Source organism: Kitasatospora sp. NPDC057223 (assembly GCF_042669755.1).
Classification (GTDB): domain Bacteria; phylum Actinomycetota; class Actinomycetes; order Streptomycetales; family Streptomycetaceae; genus Kitasatospora.
Window position 1 is genome coordinate 70,290 of record NZ_JBHUWW010000012.1, and the last position, 24,389, is coordinate 94,678.

23 protein-coding genes are annotated in these 24,389 nt (G+C 73.1%); 14 read left to right on the plus strand and 9 right to left on the minus strand.

Going from position 1 to position 24,389, the window contains the following annotated elements; all coding sequences use genetic code 11:
- Nucleotides 1-211: 211 nt before the first annotated feature.
- The gene (locus ACFUK0_RS07440; protein ID WP_380247177.1) at nt 212-1,153 is read right to left on the minus strand and encodes a DUF1731 domain-containing protein; all 942 of its coding nucleotides are present in this window, start codon (nt 1,151-1,153) and stop codon (nt 212-214) included.
- 265 nt (nt 1,154-1,418) lie between these two features.
- On the opposite strand from ACFUK0_RS07440, the gene ACFUK0_RS07445 reads away from it, so the two are divergent.
- The 3 genes from ACFUK0_RS07445 to ACFUK0_RS07455 all read left to right on the plus strand — a co-directional run bounded on the left by ACFUK0_RS07445 (nt 1,419) and on the right by ACFUK0_RS07455 (nt 3,726).
- Nucleotides 1,419-2,177 (plus strand): hypothetical protein, encoded by a 759-nt coding sequence (locus ACFUK0_RS07445; RefSeq protein ID WP_380247178.1) that lies wholly within the window; start codon nt 1,419-1,421, stop codon nt 2,175-2,177.
- A 197-nt stretch (nt 2,178-2,374) separates the two neighbouring features.
- On the plus strand, nt 2,375-3,379 hold the full coding sequence (locus tag ACFUK0_RS07450) for an aldo/keto reductase family protein (RefSeq protein ID WP_380247180.1): 1,005 nt from the start codon (nt 2,375-2,377) through the stop codon (nt 3,377-3,379).
- A 113-nt stretch (nt 3,380-3,492) separates the two neighbouring features.
- A complete protein-coding gene (locus ACFUK0_RS07455) occupies nt 3,493-3,726 on the plus strand; it encodes a hypothetical protein (RefSeq protein WP_380247182.1) in 234 nt (77 codons plus the stop codon).
- A gap of 51 nt (nt 3,727-3,777) precedes the next feature.
- Here the strand turns inward: ACFUK0_RS07455 and ACFUK0_RS07460 are convergent, their stop codons facing one another.
- Nucleotides 3,778-4,101: a hypothetical protein gene (locus ACFUK0_RS07460; RefSeq protein ID WP_380247184.1), complete on the minus strand. Its 324-nt coding sequence runs from the start codon at nt 4,099-4,101 to the stop codon at nt 3,778-3,780.
- Nucleotides 4,102-4,490: 389 nt separating this feature from the next.
- Here ACFUK0_RS07460 and ACFUK0_RS07465 point away from each other — a divergent pair, with 389 nt between their 5' ends.
- Nucleotides 4,491-5,816 (plus strand): 2-isopropylmalate synthase, encoded by a 1,326-nt coding sequence (locus ACFUK0_RS07465; RefSeq protein ID WP_380247185.1) that lies wholly within the window; start codon nt 4,491-4,493, stop codon nt 5,814-5,816.
- Nucleotides 5,813-6,520, plus strand: a complete 708-nt coding sequence (locus tag ACFUK0_RS07470) for a hypothetical protein (protein ID WP_380247187.1) — start codon at nt 5,813-5,815, stop codon at nt 6,518-6,520. The genes ACFUK0_RS07465 and ACFUK0_RS07470 overlap by 4 nt, the downstream gene beginning before the upstream one ends.
- A 64-nt stretch (nt 6,521-6,584) precedes the next feature.
- Here ACFUK0_RS07470 and ACFUK0_RS07475 read toward each other — a convergent pair whose 3' ends face one another.
- Nucleotides 6,585-8,567: a discoidin domain-containing protein gene (locus ACFUK0_RS07475; protein ID WP_380247189.1), complete on the minus strand. Its 1,983-nt coding sequence runs from the start codon at nt 8,565-8,567 to the stop codon at nt 6,585-6,587.
- A 454-nt stretch (nt 8,568-9,021) separates the two neighbouring features.
- On the opposite strand from ACFUK0_RS07475, the gene ACFUK0_RS07480 reads away from it, so the two are divergent.
- Nucleotides 9,022-12,636 carry a discoidin domain-containing protein gene (locus tag ACFUK0_RS07480; RefSeq protein WP_380247191.1) on the plus strand — a complete coding sequence of 1,205 codons (3,615 nt, stop codon included), beginning with the start codon at nt 9,022-9,024 and terminating at the stop codon, nt 12,634-12,636.
- A gap of 79 nt (nt 12,637-12,715) precedes the next feature.
- Here ACFUK0_RS07480 and ACFUK0_RS07485 read toward each other — a convergent pair whose 3' ends face one another.
- Nucleotides 12,716-13,657 carry a formylglycine-generating enzyme family protein gene (locus tag ACFUK0_RS07485; protein WP_380247193.1) on the minus strand — a complete coding sequence of 314 codons (942 nt, stop codon included), beginning with the start codon at nt 13,655-13,657 and terminating at the stop codon, nt 12,716-12,718.
- 82 nt (nt 13,658-13,739) lie between these two features.
- Nucleotides 13,740-15,155, minus strand: coding sequence for a sulfatase (locus tag ACFUK0_RS07490; protein ID WP_380247195.1), 1,416 nt, complete (start codon nt 15,153-15,155; stop codon nt 13,740-13,742).
- A gap of 335 nt (nt 15,156-15,490) precedes the next feature.
- Here ACFUK0_RS07490 and ACFUK0_RS07495 point away from each other — a divergent pair, with 335 nt between their 5' ends.
- From ACFUK0_RS07495 to ACFUK0_RS07515, 5 genes are all read left to right on the plus strand, one after another.
- Nucleotides 15,491-16,075: a hypothetical protein gene (locus ACFUK0_RS07495; protein WP_380247196.1), complete on the plus strand. Its 585-nt coding sequence runs from the start codon at nt 15,491-15,493 to the stop codon at nt 16,073-16,075.
- Nucleotides 16,076-16,215: 140 nt separating this feature from the next.
- Complete coding sequence (locus ACFUK0_RS07500; RefSeq protein ID WP_380247198.1) at nt 16,216-16,473, plus strand: hypothetical protein; 258 nt, start codon at nt 16,216-16,218, stop codon at nt 16,471-16,473.
- 110 nt (nt 16,474-16,583) lie between these two features.
- Nucleotides 16,584-16,772: a hypothetical protein gene (locus ACFUK0_RS07505; protein WP_380247200.1), complete on the plus strand. Its 189-nt coding sequence runs from the start codon at nt 16,584-16,586 to the stop codon at nt 16,770-16,772.
- Nucleotides 16,773-17,212: 440 nt separating this feature from the next.
- The gene (locus ACFUK0_RS07510; protein WP_380247201.1) at nt 17,213-18,757 is read left to right on the plus strand and encodes a putative Ig domain-containing protein; all 1,545 of its coding nucleotides are present in this window, start codon (nt 17,213-17,215) and stop codon (nt 18,755-18,757) included.
- A 234-nt stretch (nt 18,758-18,991) separates the two neighbouring features.
- Nucleotides 18,992-20,566, plus strand: coding sequence for a S8 family serine peptidase (locus tag ACFUK0_RS07515; protein WP_380247203.1), 1,575 nt, complete (start codon nt 18,992-18,994; stop codon nt 20,564-20,566).
- 10 nt (nt 20,567-20,576) lie between these two features.
- Here ACFUK0_RS07515 and ACFUK0_RS07520 read toward each other — a convergent pair whose 3' ends face one another.
- Nucleotides 20,577-21,431 carry a hypothetical protein gene (locus tag ACFUK0_RS07520; protein WP_380247205.1) on the minus strand — a complete coding sequence of 285 codons (855 nt, stop codon included), beginning with the start codon at nt 21,429-21,431 and terminating at the stop codon, nt 20,577-20,579.
- Nucleotides 21,432-21,651: 220 nt separating this feature from the next.
- Between ACFUK0_RS07520 and ACFUK0_RS07525 the strand changes: the two genes are divergently transcribed.
- Together ACFUK0_RS07525 and ACFUK0_RS07530 are read left to right on the plus strand one after the other, a co-directional pair.
- Nucleotides 21,652-22,086 (plus strand): hypothetical protein, encoded by a 435-nt coding sequence (locus tag ACFUK0_RS07525; protein ID WP_380247207.1) that lies wholly within the window; start codon nt 21,652-21,654, stop codon nt 22,084-22,086.
- Nucleotides 22,087-22,222: 136 nt separating this feature from the next.
- A complete protein-coding gene (locus ACFUK0_RS07530) occupies nt 22,223-22,588 on the plus strand; it encodes a PRC-barrel domain-containing protein (protein WP_380247209.1) in 366 nt (121 codons plus the stop codon).
- 86 nt (nt 22,589-22,674) lie between these two features.
- Here ACFUK0_RS07530 and ACFUK0_RS07535 read toward each other — a convergent pair whose 3' ends face one another.
- Nucleotides 22,675-22,998: a plasmid stabilization protein gene (locus ACFUK0_RS07535; RefSeq protein WP_380247211.1), complete on the minus strand. Its 324-nt coding sequence runs from the start codon at nt 22,996-22,998 to the stop codon at nt 22,675-22,677.
- Nucleotides 22,999-23,221: 223 nt separating this feature from the next.
- Between ACFUK0_RS07535 and ACFUK0_RS07540 the strand changes: the two genes are divergently transcribed.
- The gene (locus ACFUK0_RS07540) at nt 23,222-23,473 is read left to right on the plus strand and encodes a WhiB family transcriptional regulator (protein WP_380247212.1); all 252 of its coding nucleotides are present in this window, start codon (nt 23,222-23,224) and stop codon (nt 23,471-23,473) included.
- A 50-nt stretch (nt 23,474-23,523) separates the two neighbouring features.
- Here the strand turns inward: ACFUK0_RS07540 and ACFUK0_RS07545 are convergent, their stop codons facing one another.
- On the minus strand, nt 23,524-23,784 hold the full coding sequence (locus tag ACFUK0_RS07545) for a co-chaperone GroES (protein WP_380247214.1): 261 nt from the start codon (nt 23,782-23,784) through the stop codon (nt 23,524-23,526).
- Between the two features lie 171 nt (nt 23,785-23,955).
- The gene (locus ACFUK0_RS07550) at nt 23,956-24,303 is read right to left on the minus strand and encodes a hypothetical protein (RefSeq protein ID WP_380247216.1); all 348 of its coding nucleotides are present in this window, start codon (nt 24,301-24,303) and stop codon (nt 23,956-23,958) included.
- Nucleotides 24,304-24,389 lie beyond the last annotated feature (86 nt).

The window sequence follows — 24,389 nt, forward strand, 5'->3', positions numbered from 1 at the left end:
GGTCGGTCTCGGAGACGTCCCGGTTTGCGCGGGGACGCTTCGTCTGCGATGCAAACCCGTTCTAACACGCACCCGAAACGATGACAAGCAAACGACGGCGGGCATCGGCGCCGCCGGGCGGGCAGCCGGGCAGCCGGGCAGGCGGGCAGTGTGGGCAGGCAGGCAGGCAGGCAGGCAGGCGGGGGACCGGGTGCCGCCGGGGGCGGGCCGCTCACCCGGCGCGGACCAGCCCCGCCAGATCGGCTGCGGCCTCCGGCCAACGGGTGTGCTCGAAGCCGAAGCCGGCCTGCAACAGCCGGCCGGGGGTGACCCGGCGGCTCTTGAGCAGCAGTTCGGTGTCCGAGCGCAGCGCGAACGCGCCGATCCCGGCCATCCGGCGGGTCGCCGGCAGGCCGGCCGGGATGCCCCAGGCGGCCCGGATCCCCCGCATGAAGTCCCGGTACGGGAGCGGGGCCGGGGCGGCGAGGTTCACCGGCCCGGCGAGATCCTCCCGGTCGGCCAGGAAGTCGAGGGCCCGGACGAAGTCGCGTTCGTGGATCCAGGACACGTACTGGGCGCCGCCGGCGATCGGGCCGCCGAGGCCCAGGCGGGCCATGCGCAGCATGAGGTCGAAGGCGCCGCCGCGCTCGGGCCCCATCACCATCGCGGTGCGCAGCGCCACCTTGCGGGTGTGCGGAGTGTCGGCCAGCTCCTGCGCCCGCTCCCAGGCCTGCGCTATCCGGACGCTGTTGGCCCAGTAGGCCGGAACGCCGGGTTCGGCGCCGCCGAGCAGGCCGGAGGCCTCGTCGTTGGCCGCGTCGAAGCGGTGGGCGTAGATGGTGGCGGTGCTCATCTGGAGCCAGACCCGGGGCGGCCGGGCGGCGGCCGCGATCGCCTCCCCGACGACCCGGGCGGAGTGCACGCGCGAATCCATCATGGACTGGACGTTGGCGGGTGTGTAGCGGCAGTTGACACTCCGTCCGGCGAGATTGACCACCAGGTCGCTGCCGTCGACCGCCTCGGCCCAGGGGCCGAGGGTGCGGCCGTCCCAGTGCGTCTCGCGGCCGCCGCCCGGCCCCCGGGTGAGGATCACCACGTCATGCCCGGCGGCGGTCCACGCCCGGTCCAGCAGCCTGCCCACGTGTCCGGTGCCCCCGGGCAGCACGATCTTCAACGGATCCCCCTCGGTACCTGTCGGGCGTGATGCCCGTGGGGCGAGCCTAGCAAAATATGAACACGTTCAAAAGAACGTTCCGTGGTGGCTCGCAACCGAAAACCTGGTGACGATCCCGGGCCGGTCCGCCACGATTCCCCTGTGCGGGCCGCCCGAGCCCGCCCGTACAGGAGGCACGGGAACCATCGGTACCAGGACTGCGGCGAGGCCGCGCCCGAAGGCGGCGGCCACGGCCGGCGACGGGTTGAAGCTGCACCGCCGCGTCATGCGCCTCGACGGCCGCGACTACACCGTGCTGTCGCCCAGGCCCGGGACGAGGGCGAGGTTCGCCACCAACTTCTTCCACCAGACCTGGCACGTCCTGTCGGACCGGGCCGGCGCCGGCCTGCTGGCCCGGCTGCTGTGGGGGCTGTCCTACGAGCGGCACCCGAACACCCTGATCGTCATCGACCGGCCCTTCCTCGACCCCACCCCGTTCGAGGGCGAGGCCGCCGACCCGGTCGTGCTGGTACCCCGCGACCTCACGCCCCTGAGCGAGGCCGCCGCCCGGGCGCTGCGCCGGGCACTGCCGCTGCGCCCGGCGCCGGACGGCACCGTGCGGTGGCGGACCCCCGGGCTGGACCTGGCCCTCGCCGACATCGAGGGCTGGCACGAGAAGGTCCGCGAGGACTACCGGCGGCAGCGGGACTTCGCCGGGCTGGTGACCCGCCGCGGCGGGCTGATCATGATTGCCGCTCCGCCCGCCGAACTGCGCTGCTGGGCGGTGGACGCGGCCCGGCTGGGCGAGGGCACGAGGTACGACAGCGACTACACCTACCTCGGCGAGGGCTGTCCCGCCGAGGGCGAGATCCAGATCTTCGGCCGCTACCGGGCGATGGTGTCCAGCGCGGTGGTCGCCCGCCGGGAGGTGCTGTCCGAGGACACCGGAGAGGACCTGCCGCAGACGGTGCGCGAGCGGATCTGGCGGCGCTCCGCCGAGGTCCGCCGCCGCACCGCCCGCCCGGCCGCCGCCCGGCGTCCCTGAGCCGGGCACCCGTCAGCGCCGGGCACCCGTCAGGGGGCGGACCGGTCCGTCCCGCCGGATCACCGGGCTCCCCGCCGGGCCGTCCGAAATCCGCCGGGAGAATTCCACGGCGGCCGCCCGCACCCTCCGGCCCGGCCGGGCATGATCGGACCTGACACCGGTACTGCCCCGGCATTGGTACAGAGAGGATCCGACACATGGAGTTCCGCCATCTCGGCCGCAGCGGCCTGATCGTCAGCGAGATCGCCTACGGCAACTGGCTCACCCACGGCTCCCAGATCGAGGAGGACGCGGCCGCAGCCTGCATCCGGGCCGCGCTCGACGCGGGCATCACCACCTTCGACACCGCCGACGTCTACGCCGAGACCCGGGCCGAGTCCGTCCTCGGCCGGGCGCTGAAGGGCGAGCGCCGTGAGGGCCTGGAGGTCCTCACCAAGGTGTACTGGCCGACCGGGCCGGGCCGCAACGACCGGGGCCTGGGCCGCAAGCACATCATGGAGTCGATCGACGGCTCGCTGCGCCGCCTGCAGACCGACTACGTCGACGTCTACCAGGCCCACCGCTACGACGTCACCACGCCGCTGGAGGAGACCATGGAGGCCTTCGCCGACGTGGTCCGCTCCGGCAAGGCCCTCTACATCGGGGTCTCCGAGTGGACGGCCGAGCAGATCCGGGCCGGCCACGCGCTGGCCCGCGAGCTGCGGGTGCCCTTCGTGTCGAGCCAGCCGCAGTACAGCGCGCTGTGGCGGGTCATCGAAGCCGAGGTCGTGCCGGTCAGCGAGGAGCTCGGCCTCGGCCAGATCGTCTGGTCGCCGATCGCCCAGGGCGTCCTGACGGGCAAGTACCTGCCCGGCGCCGAGCCGCCGGCCGGCTCGCGGGCGACCGACTCCAAGGGCGGCGCGAACTTCGTCGCCCGCTGGCTCCGGCCAGAGGTGCTGGAGCGCGTCCAGCTGCTGCGGCCACTGGCCGACCAGGCCGGGCTGAGCCTGGCCCAGCTGGCCGTGGCGTGGGTCCTGCAGAACCGGAACGTCTCCGCGGCGATCATCGGCGCGTCCCGGCCCGAGCAGGTCGCGGAGAACGTCAAGGCCGCCGGGGTGACCCTGGACGACGCGCTGCTGAAGGCGATGGACGAGATCCTCGCCCCGGTCGCCGAGACCGACCCGGCCAGGACCGAGGAGAACGCTCCCAAGGCACGCCCCTGATCCGGCGGTCACGGGCCGTGCGCGGAGCGCCCGCGCGCACGGCCCGGCCACCCGTTGGTGGCTGAACAGGTGAAGCAGTGGTTCGACGGCCCGCCAGCGGGGAGAGATCGCGCATGAGCACACCGAACCGCCGCCGCCGCAACCACCGCCCCGCCGCCGCCCCGGCGGGCCCCGCCCCCAGCACGAGGTCGCTGCCGGTGGCGGTGTTCGCCGCCTCCACCCGCCGTCCCGGGCGCGGCGCGGCCACCTGCTGCCGGACGACGGTCACCGAGCGCCGCACGATGGACGGCTGCGTCGTCCGGACCACCTGGCACCTGCCCCACTGCACCTCCTCGCCCGCCCGCTGACCGCGCCCCGCCCGCTGACCGTGCCCCGCCCGCTGACCGTGCCCCGCCCACTCAGCGTCCCTGCGGCTGCGCCTGGTCGAGGGCGTGGCGCAGGCGGTTGACGGTCGCCTCGATGGCGTGCCGGGTGACCTCGTCGGGGTGGCCGTGGTTGCAGGCGTCGGCGAGGAGTTCGCAGGCGGCCTCGGCCACGGCGGCCGACATGGTGATCTCGCGCAGGCCGAGCAGCCGGTTCGCCGCCCGCTGGCCGGCCGTGTTCTCGGGCCGCTGGGGGATGAGCGAGTTGAGGCCGCGGCCGGCCTGCCGGCCGGCGGCGCCGGCGGGCGGTGGCGACTCGGGCTCCTGGGTGCGGCGCTGGTGGCCGACCAGGTCAGGCACCGGTGGCTCCGGTGAGCGGTGCCGGGCCGGCCGGGCCGGCTGGGCGGGTTGTCGGGCTCGAAGAAGTCGTCATGCCGCTCCAACGCTCCCCGGCACCCACGGGTAACGGGAGGACCGGCCACACGGGGCGCCCCCGGTGGCCTCCGTTCGCCTTCAGCGGCCGTGCCTCCCGGTGCCGGTCCTCGTGGCGGGCGGTCGCCGTCACCGCTGCACCCGGTGACGTCACCTAGCACAACTGGTCCGCGCCGATACGAAGATCCCTCGAATCAGGGCCGGTCCCGTCGGTGGTCCGGCAGATTCGGGTGCGCCGGTGTGATCGGTGGCTATGGTTCGGACGGGTACGGGCGGCGGTCCGTCGCCGGCCGGGGGCAGGGGCAGTGGGGGGAACGATGCGGGACGTGGTGCGGGAGACGGCACAGGCCGGCCGGCTGGTGCTGTGGGAGGAGTCGGCCCGGGACGGGGCGCAGGCCAAGACGCTGATGCCGGCCGGGTTCCGGGTGCGGTTGGCCCGTGCGCACGGGGCGGTCTTCGGCTCGGACGGGCCACGGCACGTGGTGTTCGCCGCCGGGTTCCCGGCGGTGTGCGCCGAGGAGTTCGAGGCGGTACGGCGGGTCGCCGTCGAGACGGAGGGAGCGGTCAGCGTGGCCGCCGTCTGCCGGGGGACCCGCAAGGACGCGGAGCAGGCGCTGGCATCGGTCCGGGGGGTCGCGCACGCCCGGGTGATGCTGGTGGTGCCCGCGTCGGAGGCCATGGCCGGAGTGATGGTCCACCAGGACGCCCGCAGTGCGCTGGAGCAGGGCGCCGAACTGGTCGGGGCGCTGCGCCGGTCGGACGGCGAGGTGGCGATCGACGTCTGCCTGGCCGACGCCTCCCGGGCGGACCACGGCGCCATGGCACGGGCCGCCGCCGCGATGACCGCGAACGGGGCCGGCGTGGTGCTGCTCGCCGACACGGTGGGCCGTCAACTGCCCTTCGAGGCCACCGCGATGTTCGCCGAGGTCGGGGCCGGTGCGGGCCCCGGGGTGGTCCTCGGATCGCATCTGCACAACGATCTGGGGCTGGGCCTGGCCAACACCCTGGAGGCGCTGGCAGCGGGTGTGCGCGTGGCCTCCGCCTCGTGGCTCGGCATCGCCGAGCGGTCCGGAATGGTCGCCACCGAGCAGTTGCTGTTCCTGCTGGCCCACGATCCCGCCCGCGCCGAGCGGTTGCTCCGGCCGGCGTCCGGGGCCGGCGGCCTGTGGTGGACGGCCCCTGACCTGACCCGGCTGCCGGCCATCGCGGCGATGGTGTCCGAGCAGACCGGCGTGCCGCTGACCGTCACGACCCCGGTGGTGGGCACCGGCGTCGGATCGATCTCCACCGGCACCCCCTTCGTGAACCCGGGCCTCTTCCAGCCCTTCGACCCGAGGTCACTCCTGGGGATCGAGCCCGAGGTCGTCCTCACCCACCTGGCCAGTGCCCGTGTGGTCACCGCGGTCGCGACCGGCCTCGGTCACCACCTGGACGCCGGACAGGCGCGGGCCGCGATGGCCTGGGTCAAGACCCGCGCCTACCGAACCGGCCGCGCCACCGTCGACGAACATGCCTTCGCCGGCTACCTGGACGGCCTCGCAGCGGCCTCTCCACCGGCGACCGCCGAGCCCGTCACTGCCGTGCCCATGACCACCGTGCCCGTGACCACGATCACTCAGCCCCGCAGCGAGGTCCGCCCGTGAGCCACACCGCGGGCACCTCGGACGTGGCCACCGTACGTCTGGCCCTCGCCCGGGGCTCGGCCGTCGTGCTGCCCAACCCGGCCCCGTTGACCTGTGTGGTGGCCGCCACCGAACCCGCCGCGGTGAACGCCGCGAAGCAGCGCCCGCCGGGTCAGGCCGTTGCTCTGTGGGCCCACCACCCTGTCACCCTCGACCGCCTCGTCGGGCTGCTCGCACTGGACCCGGCCGACCTGCGGCTGGCCCGCCGGCTGCTGGCCGAGGAACTCCTCACCCTGCTGGTACCGGTGCGGGACGAGGCCGCGGCTCCGGGCTGGCTCGGGCCGGCCACGCGTGACGGCTGGACCCTGCTGTTCGGCGCCCGCCACCCCGGACTCGGCCCGTTGCTGGACCCGTTCCCCCTGCTCTACGTCAGCAGTGCGAACCGCACCGGCCAACTGCCCTGCCCCACTCCCGCGGACGCCGCAGCGGTCTTCGCGCCCGCCGTCCCGGTGCTTGCCGAACCGGTTCTTCCCGAGCCGGTGCCCGTCGAGCCGGTGCCCGCCGTCCCGGTGCCCGTCGAGCCGGTGCAGCGGCGGGCCACCACCACCGTGCGCCTGCACCCCGACGGACGGCTGGACCTGCACCGCCACGGCGCCCAGGACCTGGGCCGCCCGGGCGGCACCGCCGACTACCTGGCCCGGCTGCGCCGCACCTACGGCACCTGACCGGACCAGGCAGTGGCCCAGCGCGTCGGCGGCCAGTGAATCGGCCGCCTCCCGGGAGGGCCGGTCAGGCGGCGTACACCCGGAACTCGGAGACCTGCCCGGCCGCCCAGCCGGTGTTGGCGGTGAAGACGAGCCGGACGTACCGGGTGGTCGCGGTGGCGGGCAGGGTCAGCGTGGCGGCGTTCCCGGTGGCGGGGTCGAACGTGTAACCCGCGGCGCCCAGCAGCTGCCCGAAGGAGCTGCCGTCGGTGCTGCCCTGGACGGCGACGGTCTGCGTCCGGGTGGCCCAGGCGGTGGCCGGCGGCAGTGTGAGGACGATCCGGCGGACCGCCGTGGCGGATCCGAGGTCGACCTGGAGCCACTGCGGGAAGGCGTTGTTGGCGCTCTCCCAGTAGCTGTTCGGGTCGCCGTCCACGGCGTTGCCCGAGCCGTACACCTGGGTGTGGCTGCTCTCCGAGGTCGGCCGGTTCAGGGCGAGGTTGACGGTGGGTGAGCTGCCGGCCGTCGTGGTGGCGGTGACCTGGTTGGACTGCGGGGAGACGCCTCCGGCCGCGTCGAGCGCCTGCACGTCGAAGGTGTAGGCCGTCGACGCGGTCAGCCCGGTCACGGTGAACGCGGTGGCGTTCCCGGCGGCGGTCCCGACCGGGGTCGCGGTGGTGCCGGTGATCCGGCGGATCCGGTAGCCCGTCACGCCGACGTTGTCGGTGGACGCCGTCCAGGCCAGCGCCACGGTGGTGTCGGTCACGGCGGTGACGCGCAGACCGCCGGGGGCGGTCGGCGGCACGGTGTCGCCCCCGCCGCCGACGACCGGCTGGGTCGGCCGGACGGCGGTGAGGGCGAGCTGGCCCTTCAGCATCCGACCGCCGTCGCCGGTCAGCCGCAGGTAGTAGTCGGAGGAGCAGGCGGTGCCGTCCTCGTCGAGGGCGAGGTAGCCCGAACCGGCGGGTACCCAGGCCTGGGACTCGGCGGTCTTGGCGATCTGGTTGCCCTCGTTGTACTCGTCGAACATCGAGATGTAGACGCTCGGCACCCCGGCCCGGCCCATGTTCCAGAACTGCCGCCACATGAAGTCGCCGTGGGCGCGCTGCCGGTTGGAGACCCCGCCGGGCAGCACGCACGGCTGGTAGTCGATGCCGCGCGCGGTGCACTCGGCGAGGTCGGGCACGGTCGCGACGTTGTAGAAGTTGTCGGCGTCCGAGACGTTGCCGATCCGGCCGACCATCCAGGGCGAGAGCATGTCGAAGGCGTGGTAGACGTCGCCGAAGCCGGGCCGGGAGTCCCGGTCGCCCGTCCGCCACCAGGTCGGCACCCCGCCGATCACGTAGCAGCCCTGCGCCTTGAACCAGTTCAGGACCTCCAGGCAGACGTCCGGCGTGAACGGCCGCTGGTTGTCGTTGAAGCCGAAGCCCCAGATGCAGACCACCGGCTTGCCGTTCTGCCGTGCGTAGGCGGACGAGGCGGTGTGCGCCCGCATCTTGTTCGTCCAGTCGGTCTTGATGTCCGCCTGCATGGTCGCCCAGTCGGAGACGTCGTACATCACGTAGAACTTGACGCCCTGGGACTCGGCCGCGCTGCGCACCTTGCCCGCCATCGCGTCTCGGGTCGGCCCCTCGCCGCCGGTGGGGTTGAAGCGCTGGAGGGCCGCGGTGTCGATGCCGTACTGCTTCATCCAGCGGAAGTGCACGTCGACGGTCGACTGGTCGTAGGAGGAGAACAGCGAGGCCGGCTGCCCGTTGCCGAGGCTTGCGTAGGCGGTGCGGTAGGTCGTCGGGTAGTCGCGGACGTCGGGCCAGGCCACGATGGCGTTGTTGGAGGCGGACGGCGTCTGGCCCCAGTTCTGGGCCCAGTGCCACCACCCGTTGATCGGGGCGCCGTCCCCGGCGCAGGCGAACCAGCCCTGGTAGCCCACCGTCACCTTGCCGACCACATCGCCGGGCGCGCTCGCCGCGGCTGCGGGCCCGGCGAGCGCGACCTCCCCGAGCCCCATCGCTCCGGCAACCCCCGCCACGGCTGCGGCCTGCAGAAACGCCCGACGTGTGACACCCATCTGGATCTCCTTCGATTGGTCGTCAACTCCGCTGACGGAATGGATGGTTGAGCGGCAGTGCCGGCCGGCGCGGAGTCCAGTGCTGGGGGATCGTAACGAGATCGACATGAAGGCGCAATGGAACGCGCATGTTGTGCAAAAAAGAGTCGCATGGATGCAATAACTCGCCCTTGTGACCCGGTGGGCCGCCCGCCCTCGGGCTGCAGTGTCGGGCGACCCGATCAGATGTCAAAGTTTTGCAAACTTCGATCGAAATATTGTGGCCATCTGTTGGAAATGGTTAAGTGATGCCGCCACAAGCGGCTTGCCCCGGGTGGGTGCACCGCTGCCTGCGGGGTACGGCGGTGTGTCCGGGCGCAGCTTCCGCGTGGCCGGCACCGATGGGCCGCGTCGCCTCTGTGGGGGGCGGCGCGGCCGCCCCCCACCCAGATCAGCCGAGCCGTAGGAGCCTTGCGTGTTCCACCGTCCGACCCGTGTCATACGCCGCTGGGCGGCGGGTCTCACCTCCGCCGCCCTGCTGGCCGCCGCGCCACTGGTGGCCCTGCCGGCCACCGTGGCCGCCGCCGCCACCCCGGCCGGGGCCGCCGTCCCGTTCACCCAGTACCTGGCTGCGGACGCGGCCACCAACGGCACCGTCCTCGCCCCCAACTACACCTACGGCACGCTTGCTTCGGAGGCGACCGGCCGTCAGGCCGTGCAGCTGGTCGGGCAGGGCAAGTACGTCTCGTTCACGCTGACGGCGCCGGCCAACGCGGTGAACTTCCACTACTCGATCCCGGACTCGCCGGACGGCAAGGGGCTCGACGCGCCGCTGAGCGTGTACGTCAACGGGACGAAGTCCCAGGACCTCCGGCTGACGTCCAGGAACAGCTGGCTGTACGGCGCGTACACCTTCACCAACAACCCCGCCGACGTCGGCAACCCGCAGAGCGCGGTGCCGCACGACTTCTACGACGACGCCCGGATCATGTTCCCGTCGGTGCTGCCGGCCGGCACCGTGGTGAAGCTCCAGGTCGACGCGAACGACAACGCGCCCTGGTACGCCATCAACACGGCCGAGTTCGAGAACGTCCCCGCGCCGCTGCCCAAGCCCGCCGGGTACCTCGACGTCACCCAGGCGCCCTACGGCATCGACTCCTCCGGCGTCGCCGACGCGACCACCAAGCTGCAGCAGGCGATCAACGACGCCTCCGCCGCCGGCACCGGCGTCTACCTGCCCCAGGGCCTCTACAACATCACCGCGCCGATCGGCCTCAACCGGGTGGGCGTCGCGGGCGCCGGGCAGTGGTACACCAAGCTGACCGGCCACAACGTGGAGTTCCAGGGGAACGTCGGCCAGACCACCAACGTCACCGTGCGCGACCTCGCGATCTTCGGGAACGTCAACGTCCGCGACGACAGCGACGGTTCGGTCAACGGTTTCAACGGCGGCTTCAACAACACCGTGATCTCCGACGTCTGGATGCAGAACGTCAAGGTCGGGGCCTGGATCGTCGGCCCCACCACGAACCTGACCATCCAGAACGTCCGGATCCTCGACACCCTCGCCGACGGCATCAACTTCGACGGCGGCATCTCCAACTCCGCCGTCCGCAACAGCTTCCTGCGCAACACCCAGGACGACGGCCTGGCCATGTGGTCGTCGACCAACAACAGCGGCAACACCTTCGACCACAACACGGTCAGCTCACCCGGACTCGCCAACAACATCGCGCTGTACGGCGGTTCGGACAACAGCGTGACCAACAACCTGGTGCAGGACACGGTCACCCGCGGCGGCGGCATCCACGTCGGCAACCGCTTCGGCTCCGTCCCGGTCGCCGGGACGACCACGATCAGCGGCAACAAGCTGGTCCGCACCGGCCAGTTCGACCCCGGCTGGGACTACGGCGTCGGCGCCATGTGGTTCTTCGCGCTGGACGCGCCGATGACCGGCACGATCAACATCTCCGGCAACGAGATCCTCGCCAGCCCGTACGAGGCCTACCAGTTCCAGGGCACGCTGGAGGGCGGCAAGCCGATCAGCAACGTGCACATCAGCAACGAGACCGTCAACGGTGTCGGCACCTACGTCTTCCAGAACCAGACCTCGGGCTCCGCCAGCGTCTCCGGCGTGAGCGCCAGCAACGTCGGCGTCGGCGGTGTCGAGGACTGCGGCTCCGGCTTCGCGCTCGCGCTGGGCACCGGCAACACCGGCTGGTCGTCCACCGCCGTCTGCGGGTTCCCCGGCACGGCGCCGGTCACCGCCTTCCCCAGTACCGTGACCTTCCAGAACGCCGCGGTCGGCTCCGCCACCCCGGTCCAGAAGGTGACCGTCTACAACACCGGCCGCTCGGCGGCCACCCTCGGCGGCATCTCCGCCACCGGCGGGTTCACCGTCACCCCGGACCCGGCCAAGCCCTGCGGGACGAGCCTGAACGGTGCCAACCCCACTGACCCCGGCATGTGGTGCCAGGTCGACGTCTCCTACACGGCTCCCGCCTCCGGCATCACCACCGGCACGCTGACCATCCCCAACGGGCAGTCCGGCGGGCCGGTCACCGTGCAACTGGTCGGCACCGACGGCGGCACCGTCGTCCGCACCCCCGTCTCGGCGAGCCCCGGCTCGCTCGCGTTCGGCAACGTCGCCGTCGGCAGCACCACCGCCGCCAGGACGGTCACGGTCAGCAACCCCGGGCCCGGCGCCGCCTCGCTGACCTCGATCACCGTCAGCGGCCCGTACGCCCAGACCAGCACCTGCGGCGCCACCCTGGCCTCCGGCGCCTCCTGCACGGTCGCCGTCACCTTCACCCCGACCACGGGCGGCGCCGCGAGCGGCACCCTGGCCATCGCCAACTCGACCACCGCCACCCCCGTGGGCACCACGCTGTCCGGGACGGGCGTGTCCGCCACCACCAACCTGGCGGCCGGCGCGACCATCACCGCGAGCAGCGCCAACGGCGGCTTTCCGGCCTCCAACACCAACGACGGCAACACCGCCAGCTACTGGGAGAGCGCCGGCAACGCCTTCCCGCAGTGGCTCCAGGCCGATCTCGGCTCCGCCCAGCAGGTCGGCTCACTGACCCTGGACCTGCCGCCCGCCACCGCCTGGGAGACCCGCACGGAGACGTTCTCGGTGCTCGGCTCCACGGACGGCAGCACCTGGACGACGCTGAAGGCCTCGGCCGGCTACGTCTTCAACCCGGCCACCGGGAACACCGTCACCGTCGCCCTGCCGACCAGCACCGTGCGCTACCTGCGGGTCAACGTCACCGGCAACACCAGCTGGCCCGCCGCCCAGTTCTCCGAACTGCTGGTCTACTCCGGCGGCGGCACCACCGGGGGCGGCGGAACGACCGCGCCCGTCCTGGCGGCCGCTCCCGCGAGCCTGTCCTTCGCCGGCCAGAACGTCGGCACCAGCAGTGCGGCGAAGACCACCACCGTCACCAACACCGGCACCGCGACGGCCACGCTGGGCGCCGTGACCGCCACCGGCGACTTCACCGCCACCAGCACCTGCGGCGCCACCCTGGCGGCGGGCGCCTCCTGCACCGTCGGCGTCACCTTCCGGCCGACGGCCGCGGGCTCCCGCACCGGCGGCGTGAGCATCGCCTCGAACGACGCGGCGAGCCCGCTCACCGTCGCGCTGAGCGGGACGGGCAACGCGGTGGGCGGCGGCAACCTGGCGCTCGGCGCGGCCATGACGGCGAGCAGTTCCACCCAGAACTACGGCCCCGGCAACACCAACGACGGCAACGCGAGCAGCTACTGGGAGAGCAACAACAACGCCTTCCCGCAGTGGCTGCAGGCCGATCTCGGCAGTGCGAAGAGCGTCACCACGCTCACCCTCGCCCTGCCCCCGGCCGCCGACTGGGCCACCCGCACGGAGACGCTCTCGGTGCTCGGCTCGACCGACGGCAGCACCTGGACGACGCTGAAGGCCTCGGCCGGCTACGTCTTCAACCCCGCCACCGGAAACACCGTCACCATCGCGGTGCCGACGAGCTCCGTCCGCTACCTGCGGCTGAGCTTCACCGGCAACACGGGCTGGCCCGCCGGGCAGCTCTCGGAGTTCCAGATCTACTCCTGACCCGCTCCGCCCCGGCACTGGCGGCCGGCCGTCCACCCCTCGCGGGCGGGCGGCCGGCCGTTGCCGTCCTCAGGGTGTCTCAGGGCGCAGCCGCGACGCGGAACCCGATGTTGCCCGTCGAACTGTCGGGGGTGTTCGAGCTGCGGGCGGCGACCCGGTAGCGGTTGCAGTACGAGTCGTGGCAGAGGTGCGATCCGCCGCGCATCACCCGGGCGGCGTCCTCGGGAGGGCCGGCCGGGTCGGTGCGGGGGCCGGCCCGGTGGTGGTCGGGGCTGAACCAGTCGGAGCACCACTCCCAGACGTTCCCGACCGTGTTGTACAGACCGAAGCCGTTCGGCCGGTACGCGCGGGCCGGCGCCGTGCCGCGGTGCCGGCCGGTGTGCGCGGTGGGGAAGACGCCCTGCCAGATGTTGAGCATCTCGCGCCCGCCCGGGGCGAGTTCGTCGCCCCACGGGTAGCGGCGCCCGGCCAGGCCGCCGCGGGCCGCGTACTCCCATTCGGCCTCGGTGGGCAGCCGGGTACCGGACCACGCGCAGTACGCCTGCGCGTCGTTCCACGACACGTGCACGACCGGGTGCTGCTGCCGGGTGGCGAAGCCGGAGCCGGGGCCCTCGGGGCGGCGCCAGTCGGCGCCGGCGACCGCGTGCCACCACGGGGTGCCCGGCACGGTCGGGGAGCCGGTGCGGAGCCCGGCCGGCAGGAAGCCGCCGAAGACGTAGCTGAAGCCGTACCGTTCGGCGTCCGTGACGTACCCGGTCTCCTTGGCGAAGGAGGCGAACTCGGCGTTGGTCACGGTGGCCGCCGCGATCCGGAAGGCGCCGACCCCGACCTCGCGGACCGGCCCCTCGCCGTCGGCGGCGAAGCCGTCGCGGTCGTCGGTGCCCATCAGGAACCGCCCGCCGGGCAGCTCCAGCAGGTGCCGGCCGGCCCGCCGCGCGGCGGCGCTGACCGGGGTGGTGCCGAGCAGCAGGAGGCCTTGCGGCTCGGAGCTGTGGCGGCCGGGTGTGCAGCAGTCGGGCATCGGAGTCCCCTGGTCGGAGAGTGGTGGCATGGGCGGGGTCGGGGCCCCGGGGTACGGCCGGGGCCCCGACGGTGAGCCCGGGTCAGGCGGCGCGGTCGGCCGCGAGCGTGGCCGCCAGGGCGGGGATGCCGAGCGCCTGCTCGTCCTGGGCGGTGGCCTGGTAGAGCTTGTTGGTGAGCTGGTGCGGGTCGTTCGCCAGGTCGTAGTACTCGCGGAACAGCAGCGAGCCGGTCCCCACGGGCTTGCCCGCGGCGTCGGTGTGGATCTGGTAGTACTCCGTGTACTGCTCGCTCGTGCTGACGTAGGAGGACCAGGTGTGCGGCCCCCCGGCGGCGGTTCCGTGCTTCCACCACTCGATCAGCAGGTGGTCACGGCTGTGGTTGCCGAGCAGCGAGTGGCCGTCCTGCGGGGTGGTCGGCGTGATGCCGGCGGCGTCCAGGATGGTCGGCGCGATGTCGATGTTGGCGACGATCCGGTTGTCGGTGGTGCCGGCGCCGAGGCCGCCGGCCGGCCAGGAGAGGTAGAACGGCACCTCGATGGACGGCCGGTAGGGGACGGACTTCTTCAGCCAGCCGTGGTCGGCCCAGGTGTAGCCGTTGTCCCCGAGGTAGACCACCAGGGTGTTGTCCAACTGGCCGAGTGAGACCAGCTTGTCGTGGAACTCCTGCACCGCGTCGTCGACCGACAGCAGGGTCCGCAGCTGGCGCCGGCGCAGGGCCTGCGCGTCGGCGAGCGTCGCGGTGGCGTTCTGGATGTACTGCGGTTTGTCGCTCCGGTCGGCCTCGGGGACGGACGGCCGCCCGTTCCACGCCGGGACGGCGGTGTTGGCGTACTTGGCGTCCGGCGTGTTGGGCTCGTGCGAGGCCTTCGGGGCGACGAACGCGAACCACGGCCGGTGGTCGGTGGCGGCCTTGTCGAGGAAGGCCAGCGTGCGGTCCTTGATGACGGTCGTGCTGTAGCCGGGGATGGTGTGGACCGTCCCGTTGTCGTTGTAGGCACCGTCGTTGTAGACCACCGGGTCCTCCAGCAGCCACTCCTCGAAGTGCGGCGGGTTGTCCGCGGCGTGCCAGGCGTTGAGGTACTTGCCGAACAGGCCGGTGCGGTAGCCCGCCTGTTGGAGGTAGCGCTGCACGGTGGTGTTCTGGTCCAGGTTGTACGGGCTGGAGTTGTCCAGCACGCCGTGGTTGTGCGCCTGGCGCCCGGAGAAGATCGAGGAGCGCGACGGGGCGCAGAGCGGCGTCGCGACGTGCCCGTTGCTGAACCGCACGCCGTGGCCGGTGAGCCAGTCGACGGTCTTGGGGGTGGCCCACTCGGTCTGCTTGGGCTGGTCGTCGGTGAGGATCACCAGGATGTTGGGCCGGGCGGCGGTACCGGCCGCGGCGGCGGGGGTGGCGCCGGCGAGTGCGGTGAGGGTCGGGACGGCGGTCGAGGCGGCGACCGCCGCGGCGCCGGCCAGGAATCCCCGGCGGCCGACCTGGGGCTGATCGTTGCGGCTCATCGTGTACTGCCTTTCGTGGCTGCGGGCACGGACTTCGAGCGGGGCGGGATCACACCGGGCCGGCCGTACACAGCGCGCTCTGCAGTCGCCCGAGATCGACGTGCAGGCGCGCGAAGAGCGTCACTTCAGCTGCCATGGCAGCGAAGCTAGGGGTCTTGGCAGGTACGCACAATGTTCCGGTGGTACTCCACACGCGGAATTCACGGTGCCGTTGCGGTAGGTCACGAACGCCCCGCCGTCCGATGGCGCCCTTCGCCTGGAAGGACGTGCAACCGGGGGCGGCGCACCCCGCGTCCTCCCAGGTGAGGGGGTGCGACAGGTCGAGGAGGCCCGCCATGCGACGACAACGCTGGATGATGCTCCCGATGGTGATGCTGGCCGGGGCCGGATTGGCGGTGGCGCCGTCGGCGCCCTCCGCCGCCGTCGCCGCGCCGGCCGCCGTCACGTGCCCGACGGGCTGGGGAAGCCTGCCGGAGGACGGCGCCGCCGGTGCGGCCCGGCCGCTGACCGGCGTCAGGACGGGCGCCCATCCCTGCTTCGACCGGCTGGTGCTCGACGTGCCCGGCACGTCCGCGGCGCATCCGGTCGGCTACCACGTCCGGTACGTCGACAGGCTCGTCCAGGACGGCTCCGGGAAGACGCTGGCGGTGCGGGGCGGGGCGGTCATCGAGGTGATCGCGACGGCGCCCGCGTACGACCCGGCCACGGGCGCGCAGACCTACCCCGGCCGGGCGGGCAGCCCGCTGCCCGGGGTGGACCTCAACGGGTACCGCACGTTCGTCGACGCCCGGTTCGCCTCCAGTTTCGAGGGCCAGAGCCAGATCGGCCTCGGCGTGCGCGCCCGACTGCCGTTCCGGGTCTTCCAGCTCGACGACCGCCTGGTGATCGACGTCGCCCACAGCTGGAGCGGGACCCGCTGAGCCGCCCGGGCCGGCCTCCGGACGACTCCGTTCGGTGCCTCCGGTCACCCGGTCGGGTGACTGCGGTGGCAGTGGACGACCCGAATGGCTGGCATGGAAGGAGACAGTCGGCCCTGAGCGAGGGAGGACCTGTGTACCGCATGCGATCTGAACGCGAGCCGGAAGCGCCGGGCGAGGGCCAGGTGTGGCACGCCCTGGTACCCGGCGGGGCTGACAGCGCCGCCCTGTGCGGCCGGACCCTGACGCAGGAGGCCGGGGGTGCACCGCCGACACCGGGCGGGCGCCCGGAGGCCGAGCAGCTGTGTGCCGCCTGCATGGCACTGGTCGAACGGGCGATGGCCGTCCGTCAGGCCGCCGGGGTCCACGCCGAGACCGGACTGGCCACTGAACCGGCCTGACCGGCCCGACCGGCCCGACCAACAGGACCGGTCTGACCGCAGAAACCAGGCCGCGCGGCTCCGGCGCCGAGTCCGGCGCCGCGCGGCCCCGATGAGAGGTCGAGATCAGGATGTACCTGACGAAAACCGACGAGATCCGCCCCGACGCGGAGCAGCGAGCGTCCGCCGTGGACGTGCTCCCCGGGGAGAACGGGCTGTGCCGTGAGGACGGCCCGGCGGCCGAGGGCGTCCCGGGCGGTGAAGCCGGCACCGCCCTGGAACCCGCCTACGAGAGCGTCATCCTGCTCTCCGTGAACTGAACCGACCGCGCACCGACCGCGCACCGACCTCGGCCCGCCGGCGTCAGGCATCCGGAACACGTCCGGATTCCCGGCGCAGCAGGCCGAGTTCGGCGCTTTCAGGGGGCGGTCCGGCAGTGGGCCCCGATAGTGGGCCCCGGCGGGTACGTTGTCGGTCCGCTCCTCGCGGGTGAGGTTCCCCGCGTCACCGAGGTACGTGTTGACCAGGGCCGGGATCCCGAGGATCCCGGCCCTCGGCCTGTCCCGGTGCCTGCCCTCCAGGTCCGACCGGTCCCGCCGGGGGTGAGGCCCGGGGCCGGCGCCGTCTCCGTGGTGGCCGTCCGGAGCGTGGCTCGATTTACGTCAGAACGGTTGACCGTATTGATGAGTTCATGGCATTTTCGTGCGCCCCGGGCGTGCGCAACCGGTCGCGCGTCCGGCGATCCCCCACAAGGAGACCCATGTTCAAGGGACTTGCCGGCGGACTCGGCACGGCCGCGATCGTCGTGGGCGCGCTGATCCCGGCCGCGACCCCGGCACACGCAGTCCAGGCCGGCGACCTGACGGCCACCATCGCGCTGAGCAACTGCTCGGCCTCGCTCGTTCGCTACCCGTCCTCGGTCGACACCGACCGGGCCCTGATGCTCACCAACGGGCACTGCCTGCCGACCATGCCGGCCGCCGGACAGGTGATCCAGAACACCACCGCCAGCCGCAGCGGCACGCTGCTCAGCTCCTCCGGATCCTCCCTGGGCACCGTTCAGGCCGACAAGGTGCTCTACGCGACCATGACGGGCACCGACGTCGCGCTCTACCAGCTGACGGACACCTTCGCCTCCATCGGCACCAAGTTCGGCGCCACGGCCCTGACGATCAGTGACACCCACCCGGTCGACGGCTCGTCGATGTTCATACCCTCCTCGTACTGGAAGCAGGTGTGGAACTGCTCCGTCAACGGCTTCGTGGACACCCTGCGCGAGGACCAGTGGACGTGGCACGACTCGATCCGCTACAGCTCCGGCTGCAACACCACCCACGGCACCTCGGGCTCCCCGATCGTCGACGCCGCCAGCAAGAAGGTCGTCGGCATCAACAACACCGGCAACGACGACGGCGCGGTGTGCACGCTCAACAACCCGTGCGAGGTGGCCGCCGACGGCACCACCACCGTCACCAAGGGCCAGAGCTATGGTGAGGAGACGTACTGGTTCACCACCTGCCTCGGCACCGGCCGCGCCATCGACCTCACCGTCAGCGGCTGCCTGCTCACCAAGCCCGCCGGCAGCGGCACCGTCACGGTCACCAACCCGGGCAGCCAGAGCACCGCGCTGAACGGCACGGTGAACCTGCAGATCGCGGCGAGCGGCGGTACGGCCCCGCTGACCTTCACCGCCACCGGCCTGCCGGCCGGACTCGCCATCAGCAGCGCGGGCAGGATCACCGGCACCGTGACGGCGGCCGGCACCTCCACCGTCACCGTCACCGCGAAGGACGCCGCCAACAGGACCGGCTCGACCTCCTTCGGCTGGACGGTCCCCGCCGCCGGCGGCACCTGCACCCCGGCCCAACTGCTCGGCAACGCGGGCTTCGAGACCGGCACCGCCGCCCCCTGGACCACCAGCAGCGGCGTCGTCGACAACAGCGCCTCCGAGGCCGCCCACTCCGGCAGCTGGAAGGCCTGGCTGAACGGCTACGGCTCCACCCACACCGACAGCGCCGCGCAGACGGTCACCGTCCCCGCCGGCTGCCGGGCCACCCTGAGCTACTGGCTGCACATCGACACCGCCGAGACCGGAACGACGGCCTACGACAAGCTGACCGTCACCGCCAACGGCACGACGGTCGCCTCGTACTCCAACGCCGACGCGGCCACCGGCTACGCCCAGAAGACGGTCGACCTCTCCGGCTACGCGGGCAAGTCCGTCACCCTGAAGTTCAACGGCGTGGAGGACGCCTCGCTCCAGACCAGCTTCGTGATCGACGACATCGCGATCCAGACCGGCTGATCCTGCTCCGACCGTGGCGGGGCCCGGCGGTGTGCGCCGCCGGGCCCCGCGCACTGCTCCGCCGGACGCGGGCGATGCGTAGGAGAACTCGTCGATGTGTGCCCTTGCGCCATCGCTGACCGCACGTCAGTCTCGTTGTGGTGGACGGGCATCGGGGCCCGCCGGCCACTTTCGCCGCACCCTCCGTCGGCCGGTCGGGCCGACGGCCGCGGCGCCGTCCGGCGGGGGGCCGTGGTGACATCCGGCAGGCGTACTCTCCAGCTTCGTCGCGGCCTCGCGACCGCCGCCGCGGCCGCCTTGGCGGCGGTGCTGACCCTCGGGGCCGGCGCCCCTGCCGCCGCTGGTCCGCCCGAGGGCGTGATCCGCAACGCGGGCGCGCCGGGGACGGTGGCCGGGAGCTACCTCGTGCTCCTCGACCCGGCGGCGGCGACGCTCGGTGCGGGCCGGAAGGCGGCGCTGGCCGAGCGGTTCGGCGGCAAGCTCCGGCGGACGTACGAGGCGGCGCTGAACGGCTTCTCGGCCGAACTGTCCGAGCGGCAGGCCAGGAGGCTGGCGGCCGACCCCGCGGTGGCCGCGGTGGTGCAGAACCGCCGGGTCTCGCTCGACAGTACGCAGGCGCAGCCGCCGTCCTGGGGCCTGGACCGGATCGACCAGCGCAGGCTCCGGCTGGACGAGTCCTACACCTACCCGGACACGGCGGGCCAGGGCGTCACCGCGTACGTCGTCGACACGGGCGTCCGGATCAGCCATCAGGAGTTCGGCGGCCGGGCCTCGTACGGCTTCGACGCCGTCGACAACGACTCCGTCGCGGACGACGAGCACGGGCACGGCACCCACGTGGCCGCGACGATCGCGGGAAGCACCTTCGGGGTCGCGAAGCAGACGAGGATCGTGGCGGTGCGGGTGCTCGACTGGGCGGGCGAGGGCACCACGGAGCAGGTGGTGGCCGGCATCGACTGGGTGACCAGGAACGCCGTGAAGCCGGCCGTGGTCAACATGAGCCTGGGCGGCGACCCGGACGAGGTGCTGGACGCCGCCGTCCGCAACTCGATCGCCTCCGGCCTCACCTACGCCGTCGCGGCGGGCAACCAGGCCGTGGACGCCTCCCAGCACTCGCCGGCCCGGGTCTCCACGGCGCTGACGGTCGGGGCGGTCGACGACACCGACGCACGGGCCTCCTACTCCAACCACGGCGCCCTGGTGGACCTGTTCGCGCCCGGCACGGGCATCACCTCCGCCGGGTACATCTTCGACGACGACGTGCAGACGCTCTCCGGTACGTCCATGGCCACTCCGCACGTCAGCGGCGCGGCGGCGCTCTACCTCTCCGGCCACCGCACCGCCACCCCCGCCCAGGTCGCCGCCGCCCTGATCGCCGCCGCCACCACCGGCTCGCTCCGCGACCAGGGTCCCGGGTCACCGGACCGGCTGCTCTACATCGGCAGCACGCCGATGCGCACACCCGGTCCGCGCTTCGAGAACGCGACCGACTTCCAGCTGCCCGACCTGGTGACCGTCAACTCGCCGGTCACCGTGAGCGGCGTGCCCGGCCGGGCGCCCGCGACCCTGGACGTCGAGGTCGACATCGTGCACCCCTCGACGGGGGACCTCCAGATCGACCTGATCGCCCCCGACGGCACCGCCTACCCCGTCAAGGACGTCTCCGAGGGCTGGGGTTCCGTGGACCTGCACGGGGTCTTCGGCGTGGACGCCTCCTCCGAGACGGCGAACGGTGTCTGGCGGCTGCGGGTGACCGACCAGTGGGCCGGCTACCGGGGATACATCGACCGGTGGGCGCTGCGGTTCTGAGCCGCCCGGCTCAGCGGCCGGCGAACACCCCCGGCGGGAAGGCTCCGTTGGCCAGCGCCGTGCCCGTCAGCCGTCCGCCGATCAGGGTCAGCCGCTGCACGCCCTCCTCGCCCAGCAGACGGTAGGGCGCCTCGGCGAGGCGGTCGGTGACGTCCTCCACCTCGCGCCGCAGCTCCTCGCCCTGCGGGGTGAGCGCCCCGTCGGCCGCCAGCAGGCCGCGCTCCGCCAGCCGCTCGGACGCCTCGTCCCACTGCGGGTCCGTCCAGCCCCGGCTGGCGCGGGCGAAGGCGGTGGTGAAGCCACGGCCGGTGGCGGTGTGGGTGATCAGCGCCTCCGGCCCGTCCAGCCCGGCGGCGGTGAGGGCGGCGAGGTGCCCGTCGCCGCGGTGCTCGCGCAGCAGGGTGACGGCGTGCCAGAGCGCGAGGTGGGGCTGTTCCGGCACGGGGAGGCCGGCGTGGGCGGCGTACAGCGGGCGGCCTGCGGCGGTACAGCCCTCGACGGCCAGCAGGGCCAGGCCGGCCGCTTCGGCGACCTCCGGGTCGGCGGCGATCTCGCCGCCCAGCACGCGGCGCAGTGCGCCGTCGACGGCCCGCAGCCGGGCGTCGAGGACGTCGGCGGGGGATGCCAGCTCCCAGGCCCGGGGGAGGTGACGGGCGACCAAATCCGGGCTGAAGTTGTAGAACGTGGCGGTGACCGTGCCCGCCCCGACGGCGCCCATGGCCGCCGCCCGCCCGGCGAAGTAGCTCATCCGGCCCGTCTCCAGGCCGATGGCGGTGAACTCCCGTTCGGCCTCCGGCGCGAAGTAGATCAGCGAGTGGAGCGGGTTCAGTGCGCCATGGCACTTCCTACTGGTGAGTAGCGTCATTCCGCCACTCTAGCCATACCGGTGCCCGACGCCTCGGGCCTGCGCCGCACTGCCGGGCCGCAGCCCCCGGCCGGTGGGTTTGCCAACGGGTTCCCGGGCAAGGCGGCAGGGGCCGTGGTAGCGCGCGGGCCGCTCCCGGCGGGCGGGCAGCACCCGCTGTCCGCCCGCCTGGTGGCGCCGGCCGCGCCGCGCCTCCGACCACCCTGGAAGGCAGGAACCCATGAACGCCGAAGAGAACCGGCTGAGCAGCACCGGCCCGACCACGGACCGGTCCGGCGGACCAGCCGGCTGCCCCGAGTCGCACCTCGCGGTCGGCACTCCCGTCCCGGACGACCCGGAGCTGCTGTTCGGCGACGCGAAGGCGGCCAGGGCCGCGCTCGACGCCTCCGTTCCGGACGCCGGTGGCCCGGCGGCCCGGGCCGGGCAGGCCGTCGGCCGCGCGGGCGCCGCCGCCGTGTCGAAGCTCGGGCACACGGCCGGGCGGACGGCCCGCCGGCTGCGGGCCGCTCGGGCGGACCGTGCGGTGAGCGGTGCGCAAGGCCGTTGGCAGTACGACGAGATCACGTCCGGAGTCCGGGTCCCGCACCTGCTGGCCGCGGGCCTCGCGGCGGGCGGGGTCGTCGTCGTGGTCGTCCGGCGGCGGCGACGCGGCTGACGCCGCCGGGACGGCCGCCGGCCCGGGCCGCGGCGGTACCCGTGAATGGACCGGCCGGCCCGGGGCAGTCGAGGGAACGTGGCGCACGTCGCCAGGGGAGCGGCCCCGGCAGTGCCACGGACAGTGAGGAGACACCATGAGCGGCATCGAGATCTGGGAGTTCCGCAGCACGTCCGGCCACATCTCCGGCGCCGACCTGGTCGGTTTTCAGGTCGAGGCGACCGACGGGCACATCGGGAAGGTCGACCGGCTGTCCGAGGAGGCCGGCTCGTCCCACCTGGTGGTGGACACCGGCCCGTGGATCTTCGGCAAGCACGTCCTGCTCCCGGCCGGCACCGTCCTGCGGGTCGAGCAGGAGGAGAAGAAGGTCTACGTCGACCGGACCAAGGAAGAGATCAAGGACAGCCCGGAGTTCGACAAGGACAAGCACGACGCGGACACCGGCTACCAGGAGAGGTACGCGGGCTACTACGGCCCGTTCTACGGCGGCCCGGCCATCTGACCGGAGGCCGCGCGACGCGACTGCGGGCCACCACCGTCGAGGTGGTGGCCCGCAGTCGCGTTCCGGTGGGCCGGGGTGAGGGGTGGTCAGCGGCCGAGGGCCTCGGCGAGCTGCTCCTTGTTCATGGTGGAGCGGCCCTTGATGTTGCGCTGCCGGGCTTCGTTGTACAGCTGGTCGCGGGTCGGCCCCTGGGGGCCCGCGTGCGAGTGGAGGCCGCCGCGGCGGCTGGAGGAGATGTCGTCCAGCGAGCTGCGACTGGCAGTCCTGGACTCTCCGTGCCGCGCCCGCTCCTTGTTCACGGTGCGGGCCGCGATCTCCTCCGCCGTGTCCTCGTCCCGGCCCCGCTCCTGGAGGCTCTCCTTGATGTGCTCGTACTGCCGTTCCCGCTTGGGACTGGAACCTCGGGGCATGGCCTGGTCTCCTCTCCGGGCGGTTTCGTGGTCTGTACTCGCGCGCCTACCCGCGACCTCCTCGACGAATCGACCGGAACCGCACAGTCCGGGCAGGCATGAGCCGGGCGAGGGCGGTAAGGCGCCTGGCGTGGCCGGGACCGGCACGGCCCCGCACCGGGGCCGGCCGACCGCGACGAGCGGACGGAGCCCGGCACCACCGAGCATGGAAAGGATGATCCCGATGGACTGGCGACACCATGCCGTCTGCCGTGACGAGGACCCCGAGCTGTTCTTCCCGGTGGGCGCGAGCGGTCCGGCCGTCCGCCAGACGGAGGAGGCGAAGAGCGTCTGCCGTCGCTGCCCGGTCGTCGCGCAGTGCCTGCAGTGGGCCGTGAAGAACGATCAGGAGACCGGTGTCTGGGGCGGTATGAGCGAGGACGAGCGCCGGGCCGCCAAGCGCCGCGCCGCCCGGCAGCGTGCGTCCGCGCGCTGACCACGCCGGCCGGCCGGGCCGGGGCGGGACGGGGCGGTTGCCGGGCGGGGCTAGTCCGCCGACACCGACAGGATCTCGTCCTCCGGTAGTTCGACGTACTCCTCGCCGTTCAGCTCGACCCGGGAGCCGGAGTACTTGCTGTACACGATCCGCTGGCCGACCTTGACGTCCACCGGGTGGGGCTTGCCGCCCTCCAGCGGTCGCCCGGGCCCCACCGCGACCACCTCGCCCCGGCGCGTCTCGGTGTCGGACGCCGACTCGTCGAGCGGCTTCACGATCAGGCCATCGTGCTTCGGGTGGAACTCGGACATGGGGTTCCTTTCGGCCGGGCGGCTGTGCGGTGCCGGTGGACAGCCCGCATCTCGATTCTCCCGGGCCGGGCCGTCCCCGCACGGCGGGGCCCGTTTCGATCGACCTCCTGGGCTACCGGCCCCGCTCCCGCCCGGCACCGCCCGTTCGCGGTCGCATCCGGCCGGGAGCGGTCACTCCGGGCCGGTCAGCCGCCCGAGCACCCCGCGCCTGGAGGGCTCGTGATCATGCACGGCCACCAGTTGCGCGACGCTGACCCGGACGTGCAGGGTGCCGGACGCCGACTCCAGGACGGCCAGCCAGACGTCGCCCGCCAGCCGGTGGACCAGCCGGCGGTAGGGCCGGCGGCTGCGCAGCAGGGACGGAACGTGCGAGCCGGCGAGTTCGGCGGCCAGCGCCCGCGCGTGCTCCTCGTCCCGGGCCGGATGCCGCCCCGCCAGCCCCCAGCGGTGGTTGTCCTCGCCCCAGGAGTTCTTGGACTCCTCCTCGACGAGCACGTGCCACGTGTTGTCCGACACCATGTCCCCACCCCCGGTCGACTGGTGCCAGGGTAGCCATCAGGTGCGGCCCGGGCGAGGGCCGGTCCCGTCGCGGTTCTCCTGACACC

Bases quoted from the DNA above. Each gene is read 5' to 3' on its own strand.
- ACFUK0_RS07445 (WP_380247178.1), top strand. From the start codon at position 1,419: ATGCGCCTCGACGGCCGCGACTACACCGTGCTGTCGCCCAGGCCCGGG.
- ACFUK0_RS07495 (WP_380247196.1), top strand. From the start codon at position 15,491: ATGCGACGACAACGCTGGATGATGCTCCCGATGGTGATGCTGGCCGGG.
- ACFUK0_RS07510 (WP_380247201.1), top strand. From the start codon at position 17,213: ATGTTCAAGGGACTTGCCGGCGGACTCGGCACGGCCGCGATCGTCGTG.
- ACFUK0_RS07490 (WP_380247195.1), bottom strand. From the start codon at position 15,155: ATGAGCCGCAACGATCAGCCCCAGGTCGGCCGCCGGGGATTCCTGGCC.
- ACFUK0_RS07525 (WP_380247207.1), top strand. From the start codon at position 21,652: ATGAACGCCGAAGAGAACCGGCTGAGCAGCACCGGCCCGACCACGGAC.
- ACFUK0_RS07540 (WP_380247212.1), top strand. From the start codon at position 23,222: ATGGACTGGCGACACCATGCCGTCTGCCGTGACGAGGACCCCGAGCTG.
- ACFUK0_RS07485 (WP_380247193.1), bottom strand. From the start codon at position 13,657: ATGCCCGACTGCTGCACACCCGGCCGCCACAGCTCCGAGCCGCAAGGC.
- ACFUK0_RS07520 (WP_380247205.1), bottom strand. From the start codon at position 21,431: ATGACGCTACTCACCAGTAGGAAGTGCCATGGCGCACTGAACCCGCTC.
- ACFUK0_RS07545 (WP_380247214.1), bottom strand. From the start codon at position 23,784: ATGTCCGAGTTCCACCCGAAGCACGATGGCCTGATCGTGAAGCCGCTC.
- ACFUK0_RS07505 (WP_380247200.1), top strand. From the start codon at position 16,584: ATGTACCTGACGAAAACCGACGAGATCCGCCCCGACGCGGAGCAGCGA.
- ACFUK0_RS07450 (WP_380247180.1), top strand. From the start codon at position 2,375: ATGGAGTTCCGCCATCTCGGCCGCAGCGGCCTGATCGTCAGCGAGATC.
- ACFUK0_RS07475 (WP_380247189.1), bottom strand. From the start codon at position 8,567: ATGGGTGTCACACGTCGGGCGTTTCTGCAGGCCGCAGCCGTGGCGGGG.
- ACFUK0_RS07465 (WP_380247185.1), top strand. From the start codon at position 4,491: ATGCGGGACGTGGTGCGGGAGACGGCACAGGCCGGCCGGCTGGTGCTG.
- ACFUK0_RS07530 (WP_380247209.1), top strand. From the start codon at position 22,223: ATGAGCGGCATCGAGATCTGGGAGTTCCGCAGCACGTCCGGCCACATC.
- ACFUK0_RS07535 (WP_380247211.1), bottom strand. From the start codon at position 22,998: ATGCCCCGAGGTTCCAGTCCCAAGCGGGAACGGCAGTACGAGCACATC.
- ACFUK0_RS07500 (WP_380247198.1), top strand. From the start codon at position 16,216: ATGCGATCTGAACGCGAGCCGGAAGCGCCGGGCGAGGGCCAGGTGTGG.
- ACFUK0_RS07550 (WP_380247216.1), bottom strand. From the start codon at position 24,303: ATGGTGTCGGACAACACGTGGCACGTGCTCGTCGAGGAGGAGTCCAAG.
- ACFUK0_RS07455 (WP_380247182.1), top strand. From the start codon at position 3,493: ATGAGCACACCGAACCGCCGCCGCCGCAACCACCGCCCCGCCGCCGCC.